Source organism: Agrobacterium sp. Azo12 (assembly GCF_029193765.2).
GTDB lineage: Bacteria > Pseudomonadota > Alphaproteobacteria > Rhizobiales > Rhizobiaceae > Agrobacterium.
Genome location: NZ_JARFYO020000001.1, coordinates 1,016,349 through 1,041,951 on the forward strand (window position 1 = coordinate 1,016,349; position 25,603 = coordinate 1,041,951).

At 55.6% G+C, this 25,603-nt stretch carries 21 protein-coding genes; 16 read left to right on the top strand and 5 right to left on the bottom strand.

The features are described 5' to 3' along the window. Positions 1-92: 92 nt before the first annotated feature. Complete coding sequence (groL, locus tag PYL13_RS04610; RefSeq protein WP_275640592.1) at positions 93-1,730, bottom strand: chaperonin GroEL; 1,638 nt, start codon at positions 1,728-1,730, stop codon at positions 93-95. 73 nt (positions 1,731-1,803) lie between these two features. Continuing rightward, the gene (gene groES, locus PYL13_RS04615) at positions 1,804-2,100 is read right to left on the bottom strand and encodes a co-chaperone GroES (protein WP_027673890.1); all 297 of its coding nucleotides are present in this window, start codon (positions 2,098-2,100) and stop codon (positions 1,804-1,806) included. Between the two features lie 166 nt (positions 2,101-2,266). Here groES and chrA point away from each other — a divergent pair, with 166 nt between their 5' ends. From chrA to PYL13_RS04640, 5 genes are all read left to right on the top strand, one after another. Continuing rightward, the gene (gene chrA / locus PYL13_RS04620; RefSeq protein WP_275640593.1) at positions 2,267-3,619 is read left to right on the top strand and encodes a chromate efflux transporter; all 1,353 of its coding nucleotides are present in this window, start codon (positions 2,267-2,269) and stop codon (positions 3,617-3,619) included. Positions 3,620-3,724: 105 nt separating this feature from the next. Further along, positions 3,725-4,573, top strand: a complete 849-nt coding sequence (locus tag PYL13_RS04625; protein WP_275640594.1) for a TIGR01459 family HAD-type hydrolase — start codon at positions 3,725-3,727, stop codon at positions 4,571-4,573. Positions 4,574-4,589: 16 nt separating this feature from the next. Then, positions 4,590-5,570 (top strand): bifunctional riboflavin kinase/FAD synthetase, encoded by a 981-nt coding sequence (locus PYL13_RS04630; RefSeq protein WP_275640595.1) that lies wholly within the window; start codon positions 4,590-4,592, stop codon positions 5,568-5,570. A gap of 330 nt (positions 5,571-5,900) precedes the next feature. Next, a complete protein-coding gene (gene ileS / locus PYL13_RS04635; RefSeq protein ID WP_275640596.1) occupies positions 5,901-8,804 on the top strand; it encodes an isoleucine--tRNA ligase in 2,904 nt (967 codons plus the stop codon). 129 nt (positions 8,805-8,933) lie between these two features. Continuing rightward, a complete protein-coding gene (locus PYL13_RS04640) occupies positions 8,934-9,566 on the top strand; it encodes a hypothetical protein (protein WP_192487091.1) in 633 nt (210 codons plus the stop codon). A gap of 58 nt (positions 9,567-9,624) precedes the next feature. On the opposite strand, the gene PYL13_RS04645 is transcribed toward PYL13_RS04640, so the two are convergent. After that, the gene (locus tag PYL13_RS04645; RefSeq protein WP_275640597.1) at positions 9,625-10,080 is read right to left on the bottom strand and encodes a nucleoside deaminase; all 456 of its coding nucleotides are present in this window, start codon (positions 10,078-10,080) and stop codon (positions 9,625-9,627) included. A 70-nt stretch (positions 10,081-10,150) separates the two neighbouring features. Between PYL13_RS04645 and PYL13_RS04650 the strand changes: the two genes are divergently transcribed. The 9 genes from PYL13_RS04650 to lpxK all read left to right on the top strand — a co-directional run bounded on the left by PYL13_RS04650 (position 10,151) and on the right by lpxK (position 19,896). Then, entirely contained in the window at positions 10,151-12,250 is a 2,100-nt protein-coding gene (locus PYL13_RS04650) for a pseudouridine synthase (protein WP_275640598.1), read from the top strand. Then, positions 12,231-12,788 (top strand): 16S rRNA (guanine(966)-N(2))-methyltransferase RsmD, encoded by a 558-nt coding sequence (gene rsmD, locus PYL13_RS04655; protein ID WP_192487094.1) that lies wholly within the window; start codon positions 12,231-12,233, stop codon positions 12,786-12,788. The genes PYL13_RS04650 and rsmD overlap by 20 nt, the downstream gene beginning before the upstream one ends. 61 nt (positions 12,789-12,849) lie before the next feature. Continuing rightward, positions 12,850-13,761, top strand: coding sequence for a patatin-like phospholipase family protein (locus tag PYL13_RS04660; protein ID WP_409515519.1), 912 nt, complete (start codon positions 12,850-12,852; stop codon positions 13,759-13,761). A 128-nt stretch (positions 13,762-13,889) separates the two neighbouring features. Next, complete coding sequence (locus PYL13_RS04665; protein ID WP_275640599.1) at positions 13,890-15,239, top strand: TldD/PmbA family protein; 1,350 nt, start codon at positions 13,890-13,892, stop codon at positions 15,237-15,239. Positions 15,240-15,266: 27 nt separating this feature from the next. Further along, positions 15,267-16,049 (top strand): 3'(2'),5'-bisphosphate nucleotidase CysQ, encoded by a 783-nt coding sequence (locus tag PYL13_RS04670; protein WP_275640600.1) that lies wholly within the window; start codon positions 15,267-15,269, stop codon positions 16,047-16,049. A 78-nt stretch (positions 16,050-16,127) separates the two neighbouring features. Next, positions 16,128-16,367 (top strand): DUF4170 domain-containing protein, encoded by a 240-nt coding sequence (locus PYL13_RS04675; RefSeq protein ID WP_192487097.1) that lies wholly within the window; start codon positions 16,128-16,130, stop codon positions 16,365-16,367. A 225-nt stretch (positions 16,368-16,592) separates the two neighbouring features. After that, positions 16,593-17,912, top strand: a complete 1,320-nt coding sequence (gene waaA, locus PYL13_RS04680; protein WP_250983646.1) for a lipid IV(A) 3-deoxy-D-manno-octulosonic acid transferase — start codon at positions 16,593-16,595, stop codon at positions 17,910-17,912. 129 nt (positions 17,913-18,041) lie between these two features. Beyond that, positions 18,042-18,767 carry an HAD family hydrolase gene (locus tag PYL13_RS04685; protein WP_259145814.1) on the top strand — a complete coding sequence of 242 codons (726 nt, stop codon included), beginning with the start codon at positions 18,042-18,044 and terminating at the stop codon, positions 18,765-18,767. 100 nt (positions 18,768-18,867) lie between these two features. Next, positions 18,868-19,896 carry a tetraacyldisaccharide 4'-kinase gene (gene lpxK / locus PYL13_RS04690; RefSeq protein ID WP_275640601.1) on the top strand — a complete coding sequence of 343 codons (1,029 nt, stop codon included), beginning with the start codon at positions 18,868-18,870 and terminating at the stop codon, positions 19,894-19,896. 6 nt (positions 19,897-19,902) lie between these two features. Here the strand turns inward: lpxK and PYL13_RS04695 are convergent, their stop codons facing one another. Both PYL13_RS04695 and mutL read right to left on the bottom strand, forming a co-directional pair. Next, positions 19,903-20,142: a DUF2093 domain-containing protein gene (locus PYL13_RS04695; RefSeq protein ID WP_192487100.1), complete on the bottom strand. Its 240-nt coding sequence runs from the start codon at positions 20,140-20,142 to the stop codon at positions 19,903-19,905. Between the two features lie 102 nt (positions 20,143-20,244). Beyond that, positions 20,245-22,068 (bottom strand): DNA mismatch repair endonuclease MutL, encoded by a 1,824-nt coding sequence (mutL, locus tag PYL13_RS04700; RefSeq protein WP_250983649.1) that lies wholly within the window; start codon positions 22,066-22,068, stop codon positions 20,245-20,247. A 329-nt stretch (positions 22,069-22,397) separates the two neighbouring features. Here mutL and PYL13_RS04705 point away from each other — a divergent pair, with 329 nt between their 5' ends. Both PYL13_RS04705 and PYL13_RS04710 read left to right on the top strand, forming a co-directional pair. Further along, entirely contained in the window at positions 22,398-24,092 is a 1,695-nt protein-coding gene (locus tag PYL13_RS04705) for a response regulator (protein ID WP_275640602.1), read from the top strand. Positions 24,093-24,218: 126 nt separating this feature from the next. Then, positions 24,219-25,571 (top strand): putative bifunctional diguanylate cyclase/phosphodiesterase, encoded by a 1,353-nt coding sequence (locus tag PYL13_RS04710; RefSeq protein ID WP_275640603.1) that lies wholly within the window; start codon positions 24,219-24,221, stop codon positions 25,569-25,571. The last annotated feature ends 32 nt before the right edge of the window (positions 25,572-25,603 follow it).

Sequence of the window (25,603 nt, forward strand, 5' to 3'; positions counted from 1 at the left end):
GCGTGCATTAACGTTACAAGACGAGTATTGGCGCAAACAAAAAAAGGGCGATCCGAAGATCGCCCTTTCGTATACGAAACGGGTAGGACTGATTAGAAGTCCATACCGCCCATGCCGCCCATGCCGCCGCCTGGAAGAGCCGGAGCATCTTTCTTTGGCAGTTCAGCAATCATGGCTTCGGTGGTGATCAGCAGCGAAGCAACCGAAGCTGCGTTCTGCAGAGCTGTACGAACAACCTTGACTGGGTCGACGATGCCGAGTGCGATCAGGTCGCCGTATTCGCCAGTCTGAGCGTTGTAGCCGTAGTTGTCTTCGTTTTTGTCGAGGATCTTGCCAACAACGATAGATGCTTCATCACCAGCGTTTTCAGCGATCTGGCGAACCAGAGCCTGCAGAGCGCGGCGAACGATGTTGACGCCAGCTTCCTGATCGTCGTTCTCGCCCCTGACAGTGATCTTCGTGGAGGAACGCAGCAGGGCAACGCCGCCGCCTGGTACGATACCTTCCTGAACAGCAGCGCGCGTCGCGTTGAGAGCGTCGTCGATGCGATCCTTCTTTTCCTTAACTTCAACTTCTGTCGAACCGCCAACGCGGATAACAGCAACGCCGCCAGCGAGCTTAGCAAGACGTTCCTGCAGCTTTTCGCGGTCGTAGTCAGAAGAGGTTTCTTCGATCTGAGCCTTGATCTGGGCAACGCGGCCTTCGATGTCGGACTTCTGGCCGGAGCCGTCTACGATCGTTGTGTTTTCCTTGGAGATCGAAACCTTCTTCGCCTTGCCGAGCATGTCGAGCGTAACGTTTTCGAGCTTGATGCCGAGGTCTTCGGAGATCACTGTACCACCGGTCAGGATGGCGATGTCTTCGAGCATGGCCTTGCGGCGGTCGCCGAAGCCAGGAGCTTTAACAGCAGCGATCTTCAGGCCGCCACGCAGCTTGTTGACGACGAGCGTAGCAAGAGCTTCGCCTTCTACGTCTTCAGCGATGATGACGAGTGGCTTGCCGGTCTGAACAACAGCTTCGAGAACTGGCAGCATAGCCTGCAGATTCGAAAGCTTCTTTTCGTGGAGAAGGATGTATGCGTCTTCGAGATCCGCAATCATCTTTTCTGGGTTGGTTACGAAGTAAGGGGACAGGTAACCGCGGTCGAACTGCATGCCTTCAACGACTTCGAGTTCGGTTTCAGCAGTCTTGGCTTCTTCAACGGTGATAACACCTTCGTTGCCAACCTTCTGCATTGCTTCAGCAATGTCGAGACCGATCTGACGTTCGCCGTTTGCAGAGATCGTGCCGACCTGTGCAACTTCTTCGGACGTGTTGATCTTCTTTGCCTTTGCCTGCAGGTCCTTGACGACTTCTGCAACAGCGAGGTCGATACCGCGCTTCAGGTCCATTGGGTTCATGCCAGCTGCAACGGCTTTTGCGCCTTCGCGGACGATAGCCTGCGCCAGAACGGTAGCGGTGGTGGTGCCGTCACCTGCAATGTCGTTGGTCTTGGATGCAACTTCGCGAACGAGCTGTGCGCCCATGTTCTCGAACTTGTCTTCCAGTTCGATTTCCTTCGCGACCGAAACGCCGTCCTTGGTGATGCGCGGTGCGCCGAAGGACTTGTCGATAACAACGTTACGACCCTTAGGGCCGAGAGTTACCTTCACTGCATCTGCAAGAATGTCTACGCCGCGCAGCATCTTTTCGCGTGCGCTGCGGCCGAATTTTACTTCTTTAGCTGCCATTTTCAAAACTCCTGGTTTCGAATTGCCGGACGGTGTCCGGCTTAAAATTTAAGGAAACGACGGGTTCGGCAGATTAGCCGATGATACCCATGATGTCGGATTCCTTCATGATAAGAAGGTCTTCACCGTCGAGCTTGACTTCGGTGCCGGACCACTTGCCGAACAGAACGCGGTCGCCAGCCTTGACGTCGAGAGCGACGACCTTGCCGGACTCATCACGAGCGCCGGAACCGACGGCGACGATTTCGCCTTCCTGTGGCTTTTCCTTGGCGGTATCAGGAATGATGATGCCGCCCTTGGTCTTTGCTTCGGACTCAACGCGACGAACGACAACGCGGTCGTGAAGCGGGCGGAAAGTTGTGCTTGCCATTGTCTAATCCCTCGATCAAATGACATTCATGGATCTTGTGATCCATCTGGATAGTGTTAGCACTCCCTGTATGTGAGTGCCAGCGAGACGGAGATAAGCAGGCTACCTGTACGAGTCAAGGACAGCCTGTCGGAAAAATTTCATGTAAAATGGTTACTGCGTCTGCATGACAGATTTTTTGCGCCCCGACATTTCGACGACCCGACCCTCATTTTTTGAGTTGACTGCGACCTTTGCCCGGATCGGCCTGCTTAGCTTTGGCGGTCCGGCCGGTCAGATCGGCATGATGCACCGTATCTTGGTTGATGAACGCCGCTGGATCTCTGAGGAGCGGTTTCTACACGCTTTGAATTATTGCATGCTGCTGCCCGGTCCAGAAGCACAACAACTTGCCACCTATTGCGGTTGGCTTTTACATGGCAGGCGCGGTGGCATCATTGCCGGAACACTTTTTATTGTGCCTGGCTTTATCGTCATCGTGGCGCTGGCGGCAGCTTACGCGCTTTATCAGGATACCCACTGGCTGCCAACATTGTTGTCAGGTCTGAAAGCTGGCGTTCTCGCCATCGTCATTGAAGCACTGCTGCGGGTGGCAAAACGTGCCCTTGTCAGTCGGTCTCTTATGTATATCGCTGGCGCAGCATTCATTGCTCTGTTTCTGTTTGGTCTGCCATTCCCGTTGGTGATACTGATCGCCGGTGCTGTCGGTTGGTTTGTGGCGCGAAGAGCCATAACCTCCAGTGCAGCTGGTGAGCAATCGCCTTCTTTAGGAAGCGCGCCAAAGATCGACGTGCCGCCTTTGCACAAAAGAGCGGTCGGCCTGCTGTGTGGTCTTGCTATCTGGCAAATCCCCTTTGCCTTGATCTGGATTTTTGCGGCACCTGAAACCCTGGCGCAATTGCAAACCTTCTTCTCAAAGATGGCCGTTGTGACATTTGGCGGTGCCTATGCGGTGCTGGCCTATGTGGCGCAGATTGCTGTCGAAAACCATGGCTGGATGACAGCAGGTGAAATGCTTGATGGTCTGGCTCTTTCGGAGGCGACGCCTGGTCCGCTGGTGCTGGTACTGTCCTACATCGGTTTTCTCGCAGCGTTCAGAAATCCCGGTCTGCTTGATCCGCTTTTGGCAGGTGTCATGGGGGCAAGTGTTGCGGCATGGGCAACCTTCGTACCCAGCTTTATTTTCATTTTTCTTGGTGCACCTTACATGGAAAGTGCGCGCCACAACCGCAGGCTTTCTGCCGCCTTGTCAGCAATCACCGCTGCCGTCGTTGGTGTCATTCTCAATCTTTCTGTCTGGTTTGGCCTGCATGTGCTGTTTCGGGATGTCGAGCGTGTGGCGCTCGTCCCTGTCATCAATCTCAACCTGTCGGTGCCGGTGTGGAACACGCTGGATCCGGTTGCGCTCGCACTGTTTGTGGCCTCAACACTGATGCTGTTTCGCTTCAAGCTTGGCATGGTGCCGGTTTTGGCGTTGTGCATCGCCGCCGGTTTCGCCCGCCTCTGGGTCGGCGGTTAACCGCCGTAACGTCAACTTGCCTTTCAATCCGGTGGCTTTTTTTCTTGCCATCGACGTTGCGCTTTGCAATGTCAGCCTCAATTGTCTTTTACCCGGAAAGTAGTCATGGCCCACCGCATAACCACTCTTGGCGACATTACCGAGCATTTCGACGTCATTCTGTCTGATGTATGGGGTGTTTTGCACAACGGCGTTTCGGCATTTCCGGATGCGGCCGTTGCCTTGGAAGAAGCGCGCAAGGTGGGCAAGACCGTGGTGCTGATTACCAATTCTCCGCGCCCGGCGCCCGGTGTGATTGCTCAGCTGCGCGTGCTCGGCATTCCCGATACTGCCTATGACCGCATCATCACCTCAGGAGACGTGACACGTGGACTGATCGCCGAAGGCCCAAGCAAGGTTTTTCTGCTCGGACCGGAACGTGACCTGCCGTTGCTCGACGGACTGGACGTTGAAATCGTACCGGAAGCCGACGCGGAATCGGTTGTCTGCACCGGGTTCTTCGATGATGAAACCGAAACACCTGAAGACTACACCGATATGCTGAAGGGCTTTATTGCCCGCTCCGTACCAATGATCTGTGCAAACCCAGATCTGGTGGTTGAGCGCGGCGAGCGCATCATTCCATGTGCAGGTGCCATGGCTGCCTATTATGGGCAGCTTGGCGGCGAGGTCCGTATTGCTGGCAAGCCGCACACGCCAATTTATCAGGCGTGCCTAGCTGCGGCCGAAGAGGTTCGTGGCCCGTTTCCGCAGGAGCGGATCTTGGCAATAGGCGACGGCATGCCGACAGATGTCAAGGGCGCCCTCTCGAACGGCCTGCAATTGCTCTATATAAGCGGTGGCATTCACGCTGCGGAATATACGCTGAACGGCCAGACGGATGAGGCATTGCTCAATGCCTATCTGAAGGGGCAGGGTGCGGCGCCTGGCTGGTGGATGCCACGTCTGGCGTAAACAGGAATTGGCGGAAATGACAGTATTTCATCGCAACGAAAAAAAAGAGCCGCTGCCGGAAAATCTTCGCGGTGGGGTCATTGCCATCGGCAATTTCGATGGCGTGCATCGCGGCCACCGGGCTGTGCTTGAGCGGGCACTGGAATTGGCCAGGTCGCGTGGCGTACCTGCGCTGGTGCTGACGTTTGAGCCGCATCCGCGCACGATTTTCAAACCGGATGAACCTGTTTTCCGTCTGAGCCCTGCGTCGCTCAAGGCGCGTTTGTTGGAAGCCGAAGGTTTCCAGTCGGTCATCGAATATCCATTCGACCATGATTTTTCGCAGCGCTCTGCCGATGAGTTCGTCAAATCCATATTGTCGGACTGGTTGGGTGCCAGTGCAGTGGTGACAGGTTTTGATTTTCATTTCGGCAAAGGTCGTGAAGGCGGGCCTGCATTCCTGATGGAAGCGGGCAAACGTTACGGTTTTGATGTCGCGCTGATTGATGCCTTCCGGGATGAAGGTGCAGAGGTGGTATCGTCCAGTCGTGTCCGGGCATTGCTGACCCAGGGCGATGTTGTCGGCGCTGCCGGACTTCTGGGTTATCGTTATACGGTTGAGGCAGTGGTTATCAAAGGCCAGCAACTTGGCCGCACCTTGGGGTATCCAACCGCCAATATGGCGCTTCCTCCGGAGACTGCACTGAAACCCGGCATTTACGCCGTGCGCTTCCGTCGTGCCGATGGCACGCTTCATGATGGTGTGGCGAGCTTCGGTTACCGCCCGACCGTCACGGAAAATGGCGTCGCGTTGCTGGAAACATTTGTGTTCGATTTTTCGGGCGATCTCTACGGCGAAACCTGTTCCGTATCGTTCTTTGGTCATCTGCGCGATGAGTTGAAGTTTGACGGGCTCGAGCCTCTTGTCGCCCAGATCAAGCGCGATGAAGAAGAGGCTAGGGCGCTTCTGTCAGGTGTTCGTCCGCTGGGCGAACTGGATGCAAAAATCGCTTTTTGAGACGTCTTGCCATCCGCCGGAAAATTCGAGCGGACAATGCTTGATTGCACGGCAAGAGAGCGATTTTGTTGCATTTTTTTGGCGGGTGGCGGGCTATTGAGACGCTATCACCATCTATTCTCTTTTCAAACGGTCTGAAACGCCTTAAAGAACCGGCACTATGTTCCAATATCGGTCGACGTTCATATCCCGAATTATTGGCCCGGCCTTCCGCCCGCTGTAACAGCCGGAAGGTCCGGGATGTTGGCGCTTGTCGAGGCGCTTTCCGCTTTTGTTTATCAAAATCAATACGACGCGACCCCATGAGGGCGCCTCAGTAACGGTACGGTTATGAACGACACCGCAGAAAAACTAGACTATTCCTCCACGCTCTATTTGCCGCAGACGGATTTCCCGATGCGTGCAGGCTTGCCGCAAAAAGAGCCAGAAACAGTAAAGCGCTGGCAGGAAATGGGCCTGTATAAGCGCCTTCGCGCCTCCGCCGCCGGACGTGAGAAGTTCGTGCTGCATGATGGCCCTCCCTATGCCAATGGTAATATCCATATCGGCCACGCACTGAACAAAATCCTTAAGGACGTCATCACGCGCTCGTTCCAGATGCGCGGTTTCGACAGCAACTACGTTCCTGGCTGGGATTGCCACGGTCTGCCGATCGAATGGAAGATCGAAGAAGCGTATCGTGCCAAGGGCAAGAACAAGGACGAAGTTCCGATCAACGAATTCCGTAAGGAATGCCGTGATTTTGCATCTGGCTGGATCGCGAAGCAGTCGGATGAATTCAAACGTCTCGGTATCGAAGGCGATTTTGAAAACCCTTACACGACCATGAACTTCCACGCGGAAGCGCGGATCGCTGGAGAACTGTTGAAGATCGCCAAAAGCGGTCAGCTTTATCGCGGCTCCAAGCCGGTTATGTGGTCGGTTGTCGAACGCACGGCTCTGGCTGAGGCCGAAGTTGAATATGCTGACGTCGAAAGCGACATGATCTGGGTGAAGTTCCCGGTTGTCGAAGGCCCGGCTGACCTGAAGGGCAACTTTGTTGTCATCTGGACAACTACGCCTTGGACAATCCCGGGCAACCGCGCGATCTCGTTCTCGTCGCGTTTCCCATATGGTCTTTATGAGGTTGAAACGGCCACCAATGATTTTGGCCCGCAGCCCGGCGAAAAGTTGATCTTCTCCACCCGCCTGGCGGATGATGCTGCAGCCAAGGCCAAGGTTACGTTCAAGTTGCTGCGCGGTGTCACAGCGGAGGAGTTGGCGTCGGTCACCTGCGCCCATCCGTTGGCATCCCTGGGTTACGACTTTGCGGTTCCGCTGCTGGACGGCGATCACGTCACCGACGATGCCGGCACTGGGTTTGTGCACACCGCACCAAGCCATGGTCGCGAAGACTTTGACGCGTGGATGGCCAGTGTTCGCGAACTGGAAGCGCGCGGCATCTCGCCCAAAATCCCGTTCCCGGTTGGTGATGACGGTTTTTACACCGAGGATGCTCCGGGCTTCGGTCCGTCGGCTGAAGGCGGTCCCGCACGCGTCATGGACGATAACGGCAAGAAGGGTGATGCCAATGATCGTGTCATCAAGGCGCTGATCGCCGGCAATAACCTGTTTGCACGCGGCCGTCTGAAGCACAGCTACCCGCATAGCTGGCGCTCCAAGAAGCCGGTTATCTTCCGCAACACGCCGCAATGGTTTGTCTACATGGACAAGGAACTGGGTGACGGCACCACGCTGCGCTCGCGCTCGCTTTCGGCCATCGACGACACCCGCTTTGTGCCTGCGTCCGGCCAGAACCGTCTGCGCGCAATGATCGAGAACCGCCCTGACTGGGTGCTGTCGCGTCAGCGCGCCTGGGGCGTTCCAATCGCTGTTTTCGCAGACGAGCAGGGCGAAGTGCTAGTGGACGACGCCGTCAATGCCCGCATCCTTGAAGCGTTCGAGGTTGAGGGTGCAGATGCATGGTTTGCAGATGGCGCCAAGGATCGTTTCCTCGGCAGCGAGCACGATCATGCCCAGTGGCACCAGGTCATGGATATCCTTGACGTGTGGTTCGACAGTGGTTGCACGCACACCTTCACGCTGGAAGATCGCCCTGACCTGAAATGGCCAGCCGATGTTTATCTGGAAGGTTCTGACCAGCATCGCGGCTGGTTCCACTCGTCGCTGCTGGAAAGTTGCGCAACGCGTGGCCGTGCGCCTTACAAGGCTGTCGTTACCCACGGTTTCACCATGGACGAACAGGGCCGCAAACAGTCCAAGTCGCTTGGAAACGTTGTCGCTCCGCAGGACGTCATGAAGGAATCCGGCGCCGACATCCTGCGTCTGTGGGTTATGACGACCGATTACTGGGAAGACCAGCGTCTCGGCAAGGCCATCATCCAAACTAATATCGATGCCTATCGCAAGCTGCGTAACACCATCCGCTGGATGCTTGGTACGCTCGCGCATGACACCGGTGAAGACATTGCCTATGCCGACATGCCAGAACTGGAGCAGTTGATGCTGCACCGTCTGGCTGGGCTGGATAAGGTTGTCCGTGAAGGTTACGACGCCTTCGAATTCAAGAAGATCGCCCGTGCCCTGATCGATTTCTCGAATGTCGAATTGTCGGCATTCTATTTCGACGTTCGCAAGGACACGCTTTATTGCGACGCGCCGTCTTCGCTCAAGCGTCGTGCATCGCTTGCGGTTATCCGCAAGCTGTTCGATTGCCTGGTGAGCTGGCTGGCACCAATGCTGCCATTCACCACAGAAGAAGCGTGGCTCTCGCGTTATCCACAAAGCGAATCGGTTCACCTTGAGCAGTTCCCAACTGTGCCGGGTGAATGGAAAAACGATGCGCTTGCCGCCAAGTGGGACAAGATCCGCAGGGTTCGCACGGTTGTCACCGGCGCGCTTGAAATCGAGCGCCGTGAAAAGCGTATCGGTTCTTCGCTGGAAGCCGCTCCGGTTGTGCACATTGCAGATCCGGAACTGCTAAAGGCACTTGAAGGCCAGGATTTCGCAGAAATCTGCATCACCTCTGCCATCTCGGTGGTGACGGGCGAGGGTGCGTCTGATGCCTTCCGTCTGAACGAAGTACAGAAGGTTTCGGTTGAGCAGAAGCTGGCCGAAGGCAAGAAGTGCGCACGGTCCTGGCGGATTACGGCTGATGTCGGCTCCGACCCTGAATATCCTGACGTATCAGCGCGTGATGCAGCAGCATTGCGTGAATTGGCCGCAGTAAACTAAGGAAAATGACCGGATGAATTGCACTTTGGTGCTTCATCCGGTAAACCTGCCTGAAATTGGCCGGATTTTCCCAGCATTGCCAAATGAAATTGGCTATGTCTTTTGTTCTGGCTTGGCTTGAAGGGTTCGATGAAGATGATGCAAGGTTTACGCATGTCCGGCGGTATCGCAGGTGTTCTCACCGCTTGCCTGGCCTTGAGTGCATGTACCGGCAGTCCGACCTATGGCACGGGCAAATCCTCCATGGAGCAGCTTGTCGAAGATCTGGGTTCGTCGGTTTCGCTGACCGGCAATCAGGAAAATCGCAATCTGAAATACACGCCGCGTCCGGGTCTCGTTGTGCCTGCCAACGCCAACACACGTCAGCTCAACCAGCCGCAGCAGTCTCTTGCCAGCCGCGAAAACAACCCGCAATGGGTGGAAGCGCCGGAAGAAACCCGCGAGCGCCTGCGTGAAGAGGCGGAAGCCAACAAGAACAACCCGAACTACCGTTCGCCACTCCTGGCAGGCAATGGCACCAATGGCCAGATGACCGAAAGCCAGAAGTGGGAAGCATTCCGTAAGGCCAAGGCGGAAGCCTCAGGCGGCAACGCCGTCAACGGCCAGCGCAAATACCTGACAGACCCGCCAACCGGCTATCGTTCAGCCTCACAAGAAGAGTTGAATGATCTGGGCGAACCGGAACAGAAAAAGGCCAAGCGCCTTAAGAAAGAGGCCGCAGCTGCCAAGCAGGGCAGCAAGTGGTGGATGCCATTCCAATAATGACCGGTTGAGGTATCATGCCGTTGCCCTTATCGCGACGGCATGAGATCGCAGCGTTTTAATCCTCTCGCTTGCTCTGGAAAAAATCCCTGAGCAGCTGCGCGGACGAAGTTTCGCCTATGCCGGAATAAACATCGGGTGCGTGGTGGCAGGTCGGCTGCTGGTAAAAGCGCACCCCATTGTCAACGCCACCGCCCTTGGGGTCTTCGGCGCCGTAATACAGTCTGCGAATACGTGCAAATGATATGGCGGCAGCGCACATCGTGCATGGTTCAAGGGTCACATACAGGTCGGCGCCGCTTAGCCGTTCCTGCCCCAATGCCTCACATGCCATGCGGATCGCCATGATTTCGGCATGTGCCGTGACATCATTTAGTTCACGTGTGCGGTTTCCGGAACTGCCAATAACATAACCATCGAGGACGACCACAGCGCCGATAGGAACTTCCTGCTTTTCTCCAGCCTCTTGCGCAGCCGCAAAGGCAAGGTCCATGAAATGCATTGTTTCCGCCATTGTCTGCAATTTCCTCTTAACCACGGCCGTTTGACCTGATAGGACACGGCAAACAACAGGCAAACAACAAATGACATTCAAAGACAAGCCGACGCGCGGTGGTGACAAGAAATTTGACCGTGATCGCAAGGCTGGCAAGCCAGAAGGCAAGCCGGCGGCGAAAAAACAGTCCTATGACAAGGCGGCCGCCGCAAAGGTCGCAGCTGAAGACGCGCCGGTCGGCAAGCCGGAGCGCATTTCCAAGATCATGGCACGAGCAGGGGTCGCATCGCGACGTGATGTCGAGCGCATGATCATGGAAGGTCGTGTTTCAATGAACGGCGTCAAGCTTGATTCGCCGGTCGTGAATGCAACACTTGCCGATCAGATCGAAGTGGATGGCGTGCCGATCCGTGGTGCAGAACGCACCCGCCTGTGGCTCTACCACAAGCCTGCTGGTCTGGTGACCACCAATTTCGATCCTGAAGGTCGTCCGACAGTGTTTGACAACCTGCCGGAAGAATTGCCGCGCGTTCTGTCGATCGGCCGCCTGGACATCAATACCGAAGGTCTGCTTCTTCTGACCAATGACGGTGGATTGTCTCGTGTTCTGGAGCTGCCCACCACTGGCTGGCTGCGCCGTTACCGCGTGCGGGCCCATGGTGAGGTCGATCAGGCAGAACTGGACAAGCTCAAGGAAGGCATTGCCGTCGGCGGCGTTCTCTACGGCGCAATTGATGCGACGCTGGACCGCAAGCAGGGCCACAATGTCTGGATTACCATGGGTCTGCGTGAAGGCAAGAACCGTGAAATCAAGAACGTTCTCGGTGCGCTTGGTCTGGAAGTTAACCGCCTGATCCGTATCTCCTACGGTCCTTTCCAATTGGGTGACCTGCCGGAAGGCAAGGTTGTGGAAGTTCGTGGACGCATGTTGCGCGATCAGTTGGGTCCACGCCTGATTGAAGCTGCTGGCGCCAACTTCGAAGCGCCGCTTTACAACGACAATGCTGGTGCAGAAGACGATGAGGCACCAGCGGCCCGTCCTGCGAAGGGTGAGTGGGCAAAGCGTTCGGACGGTGATGAAAATTCACGTCCAGCAAGATCCGGCGACAAGCGTGATGACCGTGAACGTTCGCTAGGACGCCTCGATACAAAACGTTCTGACAAGCCCGCTGGGAAGTTTGGTTCCAAACCCGGTTCGAAATTTGGCGCGAAAGGCCGCGACGAAAACGAAGCCGACGATCGCCGTCCATCCCGTCCTGCTTTGGGCAGCAGCCGCACTGCCAATGTGTGGATGGCACCGGGTGCAAAGCCGACCCGCGATGGCAAGGCACGCAAGACATCAGCGCGCGCTGAGGCTGAAAGCCTGTTCAAGCAGCCATCTGCACAGGAAGAAGCACGCCGTAGCGTCGTGCGCCATGCAGATGCCGAGGGTGAGTGGATTCGCTCCGATTCTCCACCGCGTGACGAAGAACAAGGCCGTGGCCGTGGTGAGCGTGGCGACCGACCACGGGGCGAACGGTCATTCGGTGACCGCCCACGCAGTGACAAGCCACGGGGTGACAAACCATTCGGCGACCGCTCGGATCGACCAGCCCGTGGCGACAAGCCGTTTGGTGCTCGGCCTCCACGTGGAGATCGTCCCGCTGGCGAACGTTCGTTTGGGGATCGCCCGCGCGAAGAGCGTTCTTTTAGAGACAGACCGGAGCGTGGTGAACGTTCCGAACGTCCAGCCCGTGGCGACAGACCCTTTGGCGACCGTCCACCACGTGGTGATAAGCCTTACGGTGATCGTCCAGCACGTGGCGACAGACCTTTCGGTGACCGCCCGCCACGCGGCGATAAACCTTATGGCGATCGTCCGCCACGCGGAGATCGTGCTGAACGTGGCGAACGTTCTGAGCGTCCGGCACGCGGTGACCGTCCGTTTGGTGATCGCCCGGCCCGTGGCGAGCGCAGCGAGCGACCATTTGGTGACAAGCCACGCAGTGGCAAACCTGGCGGCGGACGTCCGGACGGCAAATCTGGTTTTGGAAAACCGCGCGGTGAACGTTCCGAAGGCGGCGCACGCGGCAAATTCGATGGTAATGGGTCTGGAGGCAAACCCGGCGGCAAAGGTCCTGGCAAGGGACCCGGCGGCAAGTCTTCAGGTGGCAAAGGGATGACACGGAATGCGGATCGTAGGCGGTGAGTTTCGTGGCCGTAGTTTAGCGGCCCCAAAATCAAACAGCATTCGCCCGACAATCGATAGGACCCGGGAAAGCCTGTTCAACATATTGAGCCACGCCTATCCGGAAGCACTGGATGGCACGCGCATTCTCGATGTGTTTGCTGGCACCGGTGCCGTCGGCCTTGAGGCATTGTCCCGAGGCTGTCGTATTGCGCTTTTTGTGGAAAACGGCGTTGAAGGCCGTGGTCTGCTCTGGGAAAACATCGACGCGCTGGGCCTGCACGGCCGGGCGCGTATCCTGCGGCGGGATGCGACCAAACTTGGCAGCGTCAACAATATCGAACCTTTCGATGTGCTTTTTGCCGACCCGCCCTATGGGCTGGGACAGGGTGAGAAGGCTTTTGTTGCCGCGCATGAGGGCGGCTGGTTGGTGCCAGGCGCTCTGGCCATTCTCGAAGAGCGTGGCGACGTCATGGTCAGTGTTGCTCCCGTCTTCAAGCCGCTGGAGCAGAGAACCTTTGGCGATACGAAGATGCATTTCTATCGTTACGAGCCGTAACATCATGCGGTGCGCAATGTCCCTGAAGATGTTTTCACTCTGAAGAGAAAACAGGAATGTTATGGTTGTTGTGAAGGACGCTCTCGAAATGCAGGACACACCTTCGCAACCAGCACTTACCCATAGCGAACCACGATTTGCAATTGCCCTTGGCGGCGGTGGCGCGCGTGGCATCTGCCACATCAACATCATCGAAGCCCTGGATGAGCTGGGCTTGAAGCCAGTCGCCGTGGCCGGGGCCTCAATCGGCTCGATTTTTGGTGCTGGTTACGCCGCCGGAATGACAGGCGCGGATATCCGCCATTATACGATCGACCTGATGGGCAAAAAAGGCAGCGTGGCTAACCGTCTTTGGAGCCTTGGGCCCGCCACCATGCGCCATCCCGTCGATGGTTTTCGTCTCGGCCAGTTTAATCTGGAACTTATCCTTGATGCACTGCTGCCCCAGGCGATTCCGAAGACATTCGACAAACTGCCAACCCCGTTGAAGGTGGTAACGACGGATTATTACGGCCAGTGCGAGGCTGTGGTAACAGAGGGCGACATTTGCACGGCGCTTGCTGCATCATCAGCTATCCCGGCTCTGTTCATGCCGGTCCGGGTTAACGGTCGGGTGATGATCGACGGCGGTATCTTTAATCCCGTTCCCTATGAACCGCTTCTCGATGATGCCGATATCGTGATCGGCGTCGATGTGGTGGGCGGACCGGAAGGTGACGGCACCACAATTCCCAGCCGTATCGATAGCTTGTTCGGTGCAAGCCAGTTGATGATGCATTCTGCCATTGCTGCAAAATTGAAGCTCAATCCGCCACATATCTTCCTGCGTCCACCGGTAAACCGTTTCCGCGTCATGGATTTTATGAAAGCTGAAGAGGTTCTGGCAGAAACGGCGTCCGTGAAGGACGATCTCAAACGGCAGATCGAAACGCAGATCGAATTGTACCATCGCCGTCGGGAAGGGCGAATTTAATCCCGTCAAATCTGTGCGAGCTTTGAAAGTAGCTTCAGTTCTTTGCCTGATTTTGCGACCGAGTTCTCCCTTTACCCTTGATGATAGGCGCACCGGTCAATAAATGGAGCGTAACGAAAGGCGAAATAATGTCCTCTGAAATCAATTCCTCCGCTCTCATTGATCGCGCAAGCCAGTTGGTGGACCTTGCAAAACAGGCAGGTGCGGATAAGGCCGACGCAGTTGTGGTTCGTTCCCGCTCCCATTCTGTTGGCGTGCGTCTTGGCAAGGTTGAAAATACCGAGTCCTCGGAAAGCGATGATTTCGCCCTGCGTGTTTTTGTTGGCAACCGGGTAGCAAGTGTTTCTGCCAATCCGGGCTTCGACTTGAAAACCTTGGCCGAGCGTGCTGTCGCCATGGCAAAGGTTTCACCAGAAGATCCCTTCGCCTGCCTGGCGGACGAAGCACACCTTGCTGGTCAATATGATGATCTTGATCTTTTCGATCCGACCGAAGTGTCATCTGCTGCCTTGCAGGAAGCAGCCCTGGCCATGGAAGAGGCCGCTCTCGCAGTGGAGGGTGTTTCCAATTCATCCGGCGCCGGCGCCTCTACCGGCATGGGCGGTCTTGTGCTTGTCACTTCGCACGGGTTTGCCGGAAGCTATATGGGCAGCCGTTTCAGCCGTTCCGTCAGTGTTATCGCTGGCGAAGGAACGAAGATGGAGCGCGACTATGATTTCGACAGCCGCCTGTATTTTTCCGATCTCGACAGTGCGCAGGACATTGGTCGTCGTGCCGGTGAACGGGTGGTTGAACGCCTGAACCCGCGTCAGGTCGATACGGGTAAAAACGTTACCGTTGTCTTTGATCCACGCGTGGCGCGTGGTTTCGTCGGTCATATCGCCGGTGCCATCAATGGTGCTTCAGTTGCCAGAAAGACCAGTTTCCTGCGTGACAAGATGGGACAGCAGGTTCTTAAAAGCGGCCTGTCTATTACCGATGATCCGCAAATCGTGCGCGGTTCGTCTTCCCGTCCATTCGATGGCGAAGGTGTCCGGGGCGAACGTCTTGTCATGATCGAGGACGGTGTGTTGAAGCACTGGTTCTTGTCCACATCGGCAGCCAAGGAAATTGGCGGTTTTGACACCAACGGGCGTGGCGTTCGTGGTGGCACCACAGTTAGCCCTGCCTCGACCAATCTGGCGCTGGAACCAGGAGATGTTTCGCCGGAAGAGCTGATCGCCAGCGTCGGCAACGGTTTTTACGTGACAGAACTGATCGGTCAGGGCGTCAATATGATCACGGGTGAATACAGCCGTGGAGCAACCGGCTTCTGGATTGAAAATGGCAAATTGTCGTTCCCGGTATCGGAAGTGACGATTGCGTCCAATCTGAAGGACATGTTCATGCGTGTCACTCCGGCCAATGATGTCGACCGCAAATACGGCGTGGCAGCGCCCACTTTGGCCATTGAGGGCATGACGCTTGCCGGCCGCTGATCCGGCAAAGCAGATAGCGATTAAACAATGACGGCAGAGCAAAACAACTGGCAGGCCGATCTCGACCTTATTCTTGCTGCGGCAAGGCAGGCAGGTGAGGTCGCGTTTGGCTACTTCGGTAATAAGCCTGAGGTCTGGTGGAAGAATGACGGCCGCTCTCCCGTCAGTGCGGCGGATTATGCGGCGAACGCTGTTCTGGAAAAGGTTCTTCGCACAGCTCGGCCAGATTATGGCTGGCTTTCTGAAGAGACCGAAGACGGTCATGATCGCCTGAGCCGCAAGACAGCGTTTGTTGTCGACCCTGTCGACGGCACGCGGGCCTTTATCTCTGGTCTCGATACTTGGTGCGTCAGCGTCGCAGTCGTCCACGACGGGTTGCCGGTCGCAGGCGTTCTTGTTGCGCCGGCGCTAGGGGAAGAATTTCTGGCTGTTAAAGGTGGCGTCGCCCAAAGAAACGGGCAGGCGATTACTGTGTCATTTCCATCCGTAGTGCTCAATATTGCAGCCCCGGAAGATGTCGTGGCGGATCTGCAGAAAAACACCGCTCAGACCATCAATCGCATTAAACATGTGCCGTCGCTCGCCTATCGTCTGGCGATGGTGGCCGATGGCCGTATTGATGGAACGCTGGTACGCACAGGTTCACATGACTGGGATTTGGCCGCAGCCGATCTTATCCTGCAATGTGCCGGTGGTCGCCTTGTGAACCTTGATGGTTCACCAATCGTTTACAACAAGCCGGTGGTCAGTCATCCGTCATTATGTGCAGCCAGCGAAGCGACGCTTGGTGGTCTTCTGAACGCTTTGTGAAGTCAGGTAATGGTTGACCTTTTGGCGGAAATCCCGCACAGGAAAGGGACCAGATCACATGGCAAGAGATAAAAGAAAATGACCGAATCCAGTGAAAAAAAACAACTTCTGCACCTCGTTTTTGGCGGCGAGCTTGAAAGTCTTGAAGACGTGCAATTCCGGGATTTGAACGGGTTGGATATCGTTGGTATCTTCCCGGACTATGCCTCTGCACTGACAGCTTGGAAAGCAAAGGCGCAGCAGACTGTGGATAACGCTCACATGCGCTACTTTATAGTGCATATGCACAGACTTCTTGATCCACAAACCACGAAATAACCGGGTTTAGACTTAAAGACCCCGATTTATGCTATAATATATATCGTAGAATCGCACGGCATGGGTGTAAAAACATCCGTGCCGCATCCAAAGTTTTTTGCCGCAAATGAACAAAAAGATTCACGTCGGCTCAATTATTGACGCATTTCGAGAAGACAGAAAGTTCAAGAAAACACCTGACAAGGGGATGGCACCATTGGGCGCACGGATTGAAGGCATACCGTCATGAAAAGCCGAATTGCGCGGGTGGCACTTTCCGGTTACCGGTTGGCAGGCATGGCAGCCTATCCATTTGCCGGTCCTTACCTTACCTATCGTGCGATCAAGGGTAAGGAAGACCGAAGCCGAAAGCTGGAGCGCTTCGGTTATGCCAGCGTAGAGCGCCCTAGAGGCCCGCTCATCTGGTTTCATGCCGCAAGCGTCGGCGAAACAATGGCGCTTATTCCGTTGATCCGCGAAATCCGCAAACGCGAAATTCATGTGCTGCTGACAACCGGAACCGTGACGTCGGCAGAGCTGTGCCGCTCCAGACTTGGTAGTGACGTCATTCACCAATATGTGCCGCTTGATATCAAAATCGCGGTAAAACGTTTCATCAGCTATTGGCATCCGGATGCAGCCATCACGGCGGAGTCTGAGGTCTGGCCGGTGACGATGATGGAACTGGAACAGGCCCACATTCCGCAAATCCGCGTCAATGCCCGCATGTCGGACCGTTCCTTCGCCCGGTGGCAATCGCATGCCGATTTTGCCGAAACCATTTTCAACAAGATGTCATTGGTTATCGCGCAGTCGGATCTCGATGCCGAACGCTTCCGTGATCTGGGCGCCTGGCCGGTGATGACTTCAGGTAACCTCAAGGGCGACACGGATCCGCCGCCAGTGGATCAGGAACTGTTGGATCGGTATCGTCAGCAGATTGGCACCCGCAAGACATGGGCGGCCATCTCGACTTTTGAAGGCGAAGAGAAGATTGCCGGCACCGTTCATAACGCCATCAAGGCGCGCAACGGTCAGCTGTCGATTATCGTTCCGCGCCACCCCGACCGTGCCGACGCCATTGAAGCGCAGCTGAAGGAAATGGGTCTGGTTGTTGCCCGTCGCAGCCGCAACGATGTCATTGCGCCGGAAACGGATGTATTCCTCGGTGACAGCATTGGCGAGATGGGGCTTTATCTTCGTTTGACAGAAATCGCCTTTGTCGGTCGCTCGATGACCGGTGAGGGTGGCCAGAACCCGCTGGAACCGGCCATGCTCGGTTGCGCAGTGCTGTCCGGTGCACATGTGCAGAATTTCCGTGAGGCCTATCAGAAGCTGCTGCGGGCCGGTGGCGGACGTATCATTCGTGACGTCGAAATGTTGGCCAAGGCCGTTCATTATCTGATGGTCAACGACAACGAGCGTTACAAGATGATGGATGCGGGCGACCGGGTCATTCAGGAAATGCGTGGCGCCTTGTCCTCGACGATTAAGGGACTTGAACCCTACATCGCACCGCTGACCGTGACTGCAAAGCTGATGCCAAGAAATGTGGCTGCCGGTTGATATCCACCAAAGCACGTCGCATCGAAGCCTGTCTATCCACATTGCTTTCCATCATGATGATGTGCCGTGGCCTGACAGCGGGACAGCTGTCGGGTTTCCGGTAACATGTTTTAAAATTGGTGCTTTCCCGTGAATAAAGACACACAGTCGATTGCCGGTATCCTCTTCGACAAGGACGGAACCCTGTTGGGTTATGACGCAAGCTGGGGCCCGGTAAACCGGGAACTGGCCCGCATTGCCTCAATGGACGATCCTGAACTGGCAGACAGGCTGCTGTTGGCATGCGGCATGGACCCGGTCAGCGGAAAGGTCATGCCGGATAGCTTGCTGGCGGCCGGCAATACGCAGGAAATCGCGGCCGGTCTGGTCGCTGCTGGTTCCCCTTGCGATCAGGAAGAACTGACGAAACGTCTGGACACACTATTTACCGAAGCCGCTGCCCATTCCGTTCCGGTCACGGATCTGCGAGCTTTTTTCGAGCGCCTGCGCCAACGCGGTTATCGCATCGGTATCGCATCAAGCGACAATGAGCGCTCGATCCGTGAAACGGCGCGCCGTTTCGGTTTTGAAGAGCACATTGATTTTATTGCTGGTTATGACAGTGGATTTGGTACCAAACCACAGCCGGGTATGGTGCTCGGTTTCTGTGAGGCGGTAAAACTGTCGCCGTCGCAGGTTGCCGTGGTCGGTGACAATAATCACGATCTACATATGGCAAAAAGCGCCGGGGCGGCCTTGAAGGTTGCCGTTCTCACCGGAACCGGCTCGCCGCAAAGCCTCAGTGACGACAGCGACTATTGCCTGTCCGATATCACCGCGCTAGAGCCGCTTTTGCCGCAACGGGCTGCAATCTAACCCGCTTTAAACAGTAAGCCAGGCTAACGTTTTGCCACTTTAGTATATTTTATCGTTTCAATCGGATATTGGCAGACAGCGTATTCGGCAGGAGCGAGAAATGATTTCGGAAGCGCCGCCTTTCTGGTGGAAAAAACCGGGCTGGCAGGCATATGCACTCAAACCCGTTTCATGGGTTTATGGCTGGATTGCGGGCAAAAGAATGCGCCGCGAGAACCGGCCATCCGTGCCTGTTCCGGTGATCTGCATCGGTAACTTTACGGTCGGTGGTGCCGGCAAGACGCCCACCGCCGTCGCAATTGCCAAAGCTGCGATCGAAAACGGGTTGAAACCTGGCTTCCTCAGCCGTGGATATGGTGGCACGCTGGATGTCACGACGTTGGTCGAACCGCATCATCGCGCCGCCGATGTCGGTGACGAACCGCTTTTGCTGGTCAGCCACGCTATGACGGCCATCTCGCGACGACGGATCGAAGGTGCACGTCGTCTGGTGGAGGCAGGCGCCGATCTCATCATCATGGATGACGGTTTTCAAAGCGCTCGTCTGACGCTGGATTATGCGCTTGTGGTGATCGATAGCGTGCGCGGCATTGGCAATGGTTGCCTTGTGCCGTCAGGGCCGGTGCGTGCGCCAATCCAGGAACAGATGCAACAGCTTTCCGCCATTCTCAAGGTCGGCACTGGTGACGCCGCCGACCCGCTGGTTCGCAAAGCGGCAAGGGCGGGCAAGACAATCTATGTCTCTGCCATTCAGCCGGTCGTGCCCCCAGATTTTGTCGGCAAACGGGTGCTGGCCTATGCCGGCATTGCTGATCCCGATAAATTTTACAGAACGGTCGAAAGTCTCGGTGGCAATATCGTCGAGCGTCGCTCGTTCAGCGATCACCATACGTTCGAAGAGGATGAGATTTCCGATCTGCTGGCGCTCGCTGACAAACAGCAGCTGCAACTGGTCACGACCGCCAAGGACTTCGTGCGTTTGAAGGGTGGTCACGGCAAGGCAGAAGAGTTGCTCCAGCGGAGCCAGGTCATTGAAATCGAAATGGTGTTTGATGACCCAAACACGGCTTCCGATATCATTCATGCGGCAATCGAGAACTGCCGCACGCGTGTGCTCAAGGGCAACTGACGATAATCAGGCCGTCGGGCGCTTCTGGTTCGGCAAAATGCCTGCAATCTTGTCTGCTTCCAGCGATGCAGCGGCATCGACATACGGTTCCTGTCGCGCAACGCTCCAGTAACGCAGTTCATCGACGGGGATCTGCTGCCCTGTCATGGCGCAGGTCACATAAGATCCATTGGTGACGATTTGAAAATCGCCATCCAGATATTTGATCTTTGCTTCGCGGCTGCCGCTGCCTTCAAACCGGTTCATCCGCTGTCTCCATTCAATTTCGTGAGGTCAAGCACTGCCAATTGCAGGCCCGATCATCTCTATCCAATAATCGTTGCAGGTATGAAATACCAGCATTTAGCATCAGCTTCGGCCGAATAACCGTTCAATATCGGACAGTTTCAGTTCGATGTAAGTAGGCCGCCCATGGTTACACTGGCCAGAGCCGGGAGTGTTTTCCATCTGTCGCAAAAGCGCATTCATTTCTTCTGGCCGTAAACGGCGACCGGAACGGACAGAACCATGGCACGCCATTGTGGCCGCCACATACTCCAGCTTACCGTTCAGCGTTGATGCAGTGTCCCATTCGGCAATTTCATCCGCCAACTGGCGCACCAAGCCTTGAGCATCGACCTTGCCGAGCATGGCAGGTGTTTCGCGCACTGCAATGGCACCGGGGCCGAAACGTTCAATTGCCAGCCCCAAAGCGTCGAAACCTTCGGCATGCTCCATCAGCCGGTCACAATCTTCTTCCGGAAGATCGATGATTTCAGGAATCAACAACACCTGCGATGGCGGGCGCCGTGAATGCAGCGCCTTGCGCATTTCTTCAAACACCAGACGTTCATGCGCCGCATGCTGATCAACTATCACCAGTCCGTCGTCGGTTTGTGCAACAATGTAATTTTCGTGAATTTGCGCGCGGGCTGCACCGAGTGGGTACTGCGCGCTCGATAGGCTTTCAGTTGGCTGCTCGGCAAAAACCGTTGCCGTTTCCTGCCGGGCTGCAGGTGCTGTGACGTCCAGAAACTCGGCTTGTGTGTTCTCTGCAAAGCCAGCGGATGGCGGATAGGAAAAGGGACGGGATGGTGATGCAGCAGCACTCCACGCGGTTGCCGCCTGCGCTCTGGCTGCCGGAGCGGCTTGGAAACCCTGACGGAACGCATTCATCATGCCGCTGGTCGCCGTTGTCGAGGCGCGGTCACCTTCGCGCGAAAGCGCCTCACGGATCGCACCGACGATGAGGCCACGAACAAGTCCGGGATCACGGAACCGCACATCGGACTTGGCCGGATGCACGTTGACGTCCACCAGTGCCGGATCGAGCGTCAATGAGAGCACCGCAACCGGATAACGGCCATGCGGGATGGTCTCGGCATAGGCACCGCGAATGGCAGACAGCAGCAATTTGTCCTGAACCGGCCGCCCATTCACGAACATATACTGATGGGCGGAGTTCCCGCGGTTGAAGGTCGGCACACCGGCATAACCGGACAGCGCAACATCCTCACGTGCCGCATCGATTGCAATCGCGTTGTCCCGGAATTCCACACCAAGGATCTGGCCCATGCGTGCAAGCGCATCGCTGCCAGTCGCGGGCAGTTCCAACGTGGACCGGTCCGTGCCTGAAAGGACAAAGCGGATATTCGGGAAGGCAATCGCCATGCGTTTGACGGTTTCAGTAATCGCAGCCGTCTCGGCACGCTCGCTTTTGAGAAATTTCAGACGGGCAGGGGTCGCAAAAAACAGGTCACGCACTTCAACGACGGTGCCGACATTGGCGGCTGCAGGACGGACATCTGCCACTTTACCGCCAGTTACGGCAACGACGGAGCCTTGTTCCGAGCCATGCTGGCGGCTTGTAATAGTCAACTTTGCCACCGAACCGATCGATGGCAGTGCCTCGCCACGAAAGCCGAGTGTACGTATATCGTCCAGTGTCTGCGAGATCTTGGAGGTGCAATGCCGCTTGATGGCGAGCGCCAGATCGTCAGGGCTCATGCCAGTGCCGTTGTCGGTAATGCGAATGAGGCTTTTGCCGCCACCGGATGTCGCAACTTCGATACGCGTCGCACCGGCATCGATAGCATTTTCTATCAATTCCTTGGCCGCGCTGGACGGTCGTTCGATAACCTCGCCAGCTGCGATCTGGTTGATGAGCGTTTCTGAAAGCTGTTTTATGGACATGATTCTATTGTCGTGGATTTGTTGTGGTGGGAAAAGAGAAATCGTATGTTTTCCGCGCCTTATTCACGGATGAAACCCGACCATTAAGCAACGCTTAAGACAAAAACTGTAATCTCGCAAAGACTTGAAATGATTACGGGATAGTATTTCCGTCAAAGCATTGGGTGGCCAACCGGAGGGTCGCCAATTTGTAATATGTGCTTTGTTTCAAGGTATGCCCGGTATGTTTTCTCAGCGATTGCAACAGTAGCGGCCCCGTGCTCGACATCAGTTGTTTTATCAATTTTCGGAATGCCCTTGTGGCTGGAGGATAGGCGTGGGGAGCAGCAATGACTGATGTGACGTCGCAAGACGTAGACATCCAAATATCACTGCTGGAAACCGTGTGTGATGCACTGATGACCGCCGTCATTGTGTATGACAAAAACGACATCATTACCTTCGTCAGTCGCCACATTACCAATTATCTGCCATCGCTTGGAGAACGTGTTTTCGTTGGTATGCGCCTGCGGGACTTCCTGAATACACGTTATGACTGTGAGGACGTTTCCAGTCAGAATATCGCTTCAGGCCGCAAGAGCAGCCGTGAGGAATGGATCGCCGAACGGCTTGCCGCCCACTGGAAAGAAAAATCCGAACATCTTGAAAAACGCGGTAGCGACCGCTGGTATCGTTACGTCAAGAAACGGCTGCCATCCGGCATTGGAATGTGTGTGATCACAGATGTCTCCGAACAAAAGAAGCGCGAGGAGCAATGGCGCGCTGATCTCGAGCGGTTGCAGTTGACCGAGGAAATACTGGACAACATTCCGTTCCCGGTCGTCGTCAAGGACCGCAACCTGACCTATGTCGCCGTCAACAAGGCGACCTGCGATATGATGGAAGTCGGCCCGGAAGCAATGCTGGGCCGCACGGTTTTTGATATTCACAGTCATGAACTGGCAAGCCGGATCGATGCGATGGATCGCCGGATTCTGGAGACCGGCCAAAGCAGTACGATTCCCGAACACCTTACCAAAATTGACGGCGAACATGCATTGCTGATCACGCGTAAGCAGCGTGTGGGCAAACCCGGCCGTTATTTCCTGGTCACAACAATGGAAGATGTCACGGCTCTGTCGGTTACCGATGAAACCGGAGAACCTGTTCTGCCCGGCATGGTGCATCTACCATTCGTGAAAACCTCCCACAAAGGCCGACCGGTCGAGAAACGCGAAGAGCCGGATTTCGCCGCCCGCCTGAAGGGATGCCGCATTCTTTTCGTATCGCCAGATCAGGGCGTGCGGGATAATGCCTCGCACGTCTTTGCCTTTGTCGAAGCGGATTATGCGGCAGCCAGTAGTTTTGAGGAGCAGGTGACCTTCCTTGATGTCGCGACATCATCAGGTGTGGCAATCGATCTCGTGGTTGTTGATTCCAACATGAGCCACGCCAGCCTTGATATTGCCAAGCAATATGGGCTGTCGGTGCTGACACTGGATGCGTTCCAGATCCAGCAAGACCTTGTCCGCCATATCTATAACTTCTTGGCCACGACATCGCAGGTCAACACATTATCCAGCGTCAAGGAAACCGCAGCGGACAATGCAATCAAGACTGCTCGCCCCAAGACCCAGACGTCGGTTATCGATGTGCTTGTCGTCGAGGACAACGAAGTCAACAAGATCGTTTTTTCACAGATCCTCGAAAGCCTGAATGTCGGCTACAAGGTCGCGGGCTCCGGTGAAGAGGCATTGCGGATGATCGACGCCCATTCACCGTCATTGGTGCTGGTTGATGCGACATTGCCTGACTTTGACGGGTTTGAATTGGCAAGACGTATTCGCTCCGCCGAAGGCGATAGTAAGAAGATCCCGCTGATCGGTGTGATCGCCCATGCTTTTGATGGTGATCGCCGAGCGTGCCTTGATGCCGGCATGGATGATATGATTCTCAAGCCGGTCAGCCCGGACATGATTGAAACCGTTCTCAGGCGATTTTTGCCGTCCAGCAGCACCGCTATGCGTAGCGATATGAGTGTATGATGGTCGGCCAGGTACTGGCCACCGATAATCGTCGGTATTTAACCATTGTTAAATATACGCTATATGTTTCTTAAGACATAGCCATCATTGTGCGCTAAATCGTTGCAGATTTCTTAGGACGCGAACATGAAGTCGGCGGAAGCAAACTACCCGCAGATCAGTCAGCATGAGTTGCAGGCCATGGCCTATAGTGACCCATTGACCGGTCTTGGAAATCGCTATCGCCTGCGAGACAAGGTGCGTCAGCTAGCTGCGGAACGCGCCAGTGATCCTGCTCCCTTTACCATCGGTATTGCCAATATTGACGGCTTCAAGCCAATAAATGACTTGTTTGGTGCGGCTGCCGGTGACGAAATTTTGTGCCAGGTCGCCCATCGCCTGAAAGCCTGTATCCCCGATGGTGCGACCGTTACCCGCCACGAGGGCGATGAATTTGCATTCATTTTACCGCTTGTCTTCGAGCGTACAGGCGCCGAACGCATTGGTCATATGATCAAGGATGTGTTGTCGGCGCCTTATGATCTAGGGGACCGCAATGTGCGTCTATCGTCGTCCTTCGGTTTTGCCGTCTATCCCTTTGCGGGGCAGGAATTCGAAGATTTGCTGAAAAGCGCCGAAACTGCCTTGTATCGTTCCAAACGCCGTGGTCGCGGGCAGATCACAGTCTATTCCAGCGAAATTGCGCAGGAAATGAAGCGGGCGACGCAGCTGGAACAGGCGTTGCGTAATGCCATTATCACCGATGCCGTTGAAGTTCATTTCCAACCTATCGTTCGCCTGACCGATGAAATGGTCATTGGTTTTGAAGCCCTAGCGCGTTGGCACGATCCTGATCTTGGATTTGTATCTCCAGCCGTGTTTGTGCCACTGGCGGAAGAACGCGGTTTTATCGATGCACTGTCGGAAACGCTGCTGCGCAAGGCAGTTGAGGCTGCACTCTCCTGGCCACGCGACCTGTTCCTATCGTTCAACCTGTCTTCGGCACAGTTGATGGATCCGGGCACTGCAGACAATATTCTCTCCATCCTTGGCCGCGCGGGTTTCGATCCCAGCCGGTTGGAACTGGAAATTACCGAAACCGCCGTCATGACCTCTGCTGAAACGGCGACCAAAATCATTTCAGACCTCAAGCAGGCCGGTGTGCGTATTTCACTGGATGATTTTGGAACGGGTCAGTCGAGCCTTGGCCGTCTGCGGGACTTCACCTTTGACAAGGTCAAGATCGACCGTGCCTTCGTGTCGCGCATTTCAACGGATCGCCCGTCGGAACACATCGTCAAGGCAATCGTCGCCATGTGTGATGGTCTTGATCTCGAGGTCGTTGCTGAAGGGATTGAGAACCGCAACGAGTCTGAAAAACTGCGTGGGCTTGGTTGCGAAATGGGGCAGGGCTTTTTCTTTGGCCGCCCAGCAGATGCAAATGCAACACTACGTTATCTGCGCGACAATTTCCGCGATTTGGCACCAGTGGGCGCCTGAAAACGTCCGGGTAAAATCAGAATTTGAGCGGC

What these genes read in the sequence shown, in the direction of transcription:
- groL (WP_275640592.1), bottom strand. Translation starts at nt 1,730, where the DNA reads ATGGCAGCTAAAGAAGTAAAATTCGGCCGCAGCGCACGCGAAAAGATG.
- groES (WP_027673890.1), bottom strand. Translation starts at nt 2,100, where the DNA reads ATGGCAAGCACAACTTTCCGCCCGCTTCACGACCGCGTTGTCGTTCGT.
- chrA (WP_275640593.1), top strand. Translation starts at nt 2,267, where the DNA reads ATGACAGATTTTTTGCGCCCCGACATTTCGACGACCCGACCCTCATTT.
- PYL13_RS04625 (WP_275640594.1), top strand. Translation starts at nt 3,725, where the DNA reads ATGGCCCACCGCATAACCACTCTTGGCGACATTACCGAGCATTTCGAC.
- PYL13_RS04630 (WP_275640595.1), top strand. Translation starts at nt 4,590, where the DNA reads ATGACAGTATTTCATCGCAACGAAAAAAAAGAGCCGCTGCCGGAAAAT.
- ileS (WP_275640596.1), top strand. Translation starts at nt 5,901, where the DNA reads ATGAACGACACCGCAGAAAAACTAGACTATTCCTCCACGCTCTATTTG.
- PYL13_RS04640 (WP_192487091.1), top strand. Translation starts at nt 8,934, where the DNA reads ATGAAGATGATGCAAGGTTTACGCATGTCCGGCGGTATCGCAGGTGTT.
- PYL13_RS04645 (WP_275640597.1), bottom strand. Translation starts at nt 10,080, where the DNA reads ATGGCGGAAACAATGCATTTCATGGACCTTGCCTTTGCGGCTGCGCAA.
- PYL13_RS04650 (WP_275640598.1), top strand. Translation starts at nt 10,151, where the DNA reads ATGACATTCAAAGACAAGCCGACGCGCGGTGGTGACAAGAAATTTGAC.
- rsmD (WP_192487094.1), top strand. Translation starts at nt 12,231, where the DNA reads ATGCGGATCGTAGGCGGTGAGTTTCGTGGCCGTAGTTTAGCGGCCCCA.
- PYL13_RS04660 (WP_409515519.1), top strand. Translation starts at nt 12,850, where the DNA reads ATGGTTGTTGTGAAGGACGCTCTCGAAATGCAGGACACACCTTCGCAA.
- PYL13_RS04665 (WP_275640599.1), top strand. Translation starts at nt 13,890, where the DNA reads ATGTCCTCTGAAATCAATTCCTCCGCTCTCATTGATCGCGCAAGCCAG.
- PYL13_RS04670 (WP_275640600.1), top strand. Translation starts at nt 15,267, where the DNA reads ATGACGGCAGAGCAAAACAACTGGCAGGCCGATCTCGACCTTATTCTT.
- PYL13_RS04675 (WP_192487097.1), top strand. Translation starts at nt 16,128, where the DNA reads ATGACCGAATCCAGTGAAAAAAAACAACTTCTGCACCTCGTTTTTGGC.
- waaA (WP_250983646.1), top strand. Translation starts at nt 16,593, where the DNA reads ATGAAAAGCCGAATTGCGCGGGTGGCACTTTCCGGTTACCGGTTGGCA.
- lpxK (WP_275640601.1), top strand. Translation starts at nt 18,868, where the DNA reads ATGATTTCGGAAGCGCCGCCTTTCTGGTGGAAAAAACCGGGCTGGCAG.
- PYL13_RS04695 (WP_192487100.1), bottom strand. Translation starts at nt 20,142, where the DNA reads ATGAACCGGTTTGAAGGCAGCGGCAGCCGCGAAGCAAAGATCAAATAT.
- mutL (WP_250983649.1), bottom strand. Translation starts at nt 22,068, where the DNA reads ATGTCCATAAAACAGCTTTCAGAAACGCTCATCAACCAGATCGCAGCT.
- PYL13_RS04705 (WP_275640602.1), top strand. Translation starts at nt 22,398, where the DNA reads ATGACTGATGTGACGTCGCAAGACGTAGACATCCAAATATCACTGCTG.
- PYL13_RS04710 (WP_275640603.1), top strand. Translation starts at nt 24,219, where the DNA reads ATGAAGTCGGCGGAAGCAAACTACCCGCAGATCAGTCAGCATGAGTTG.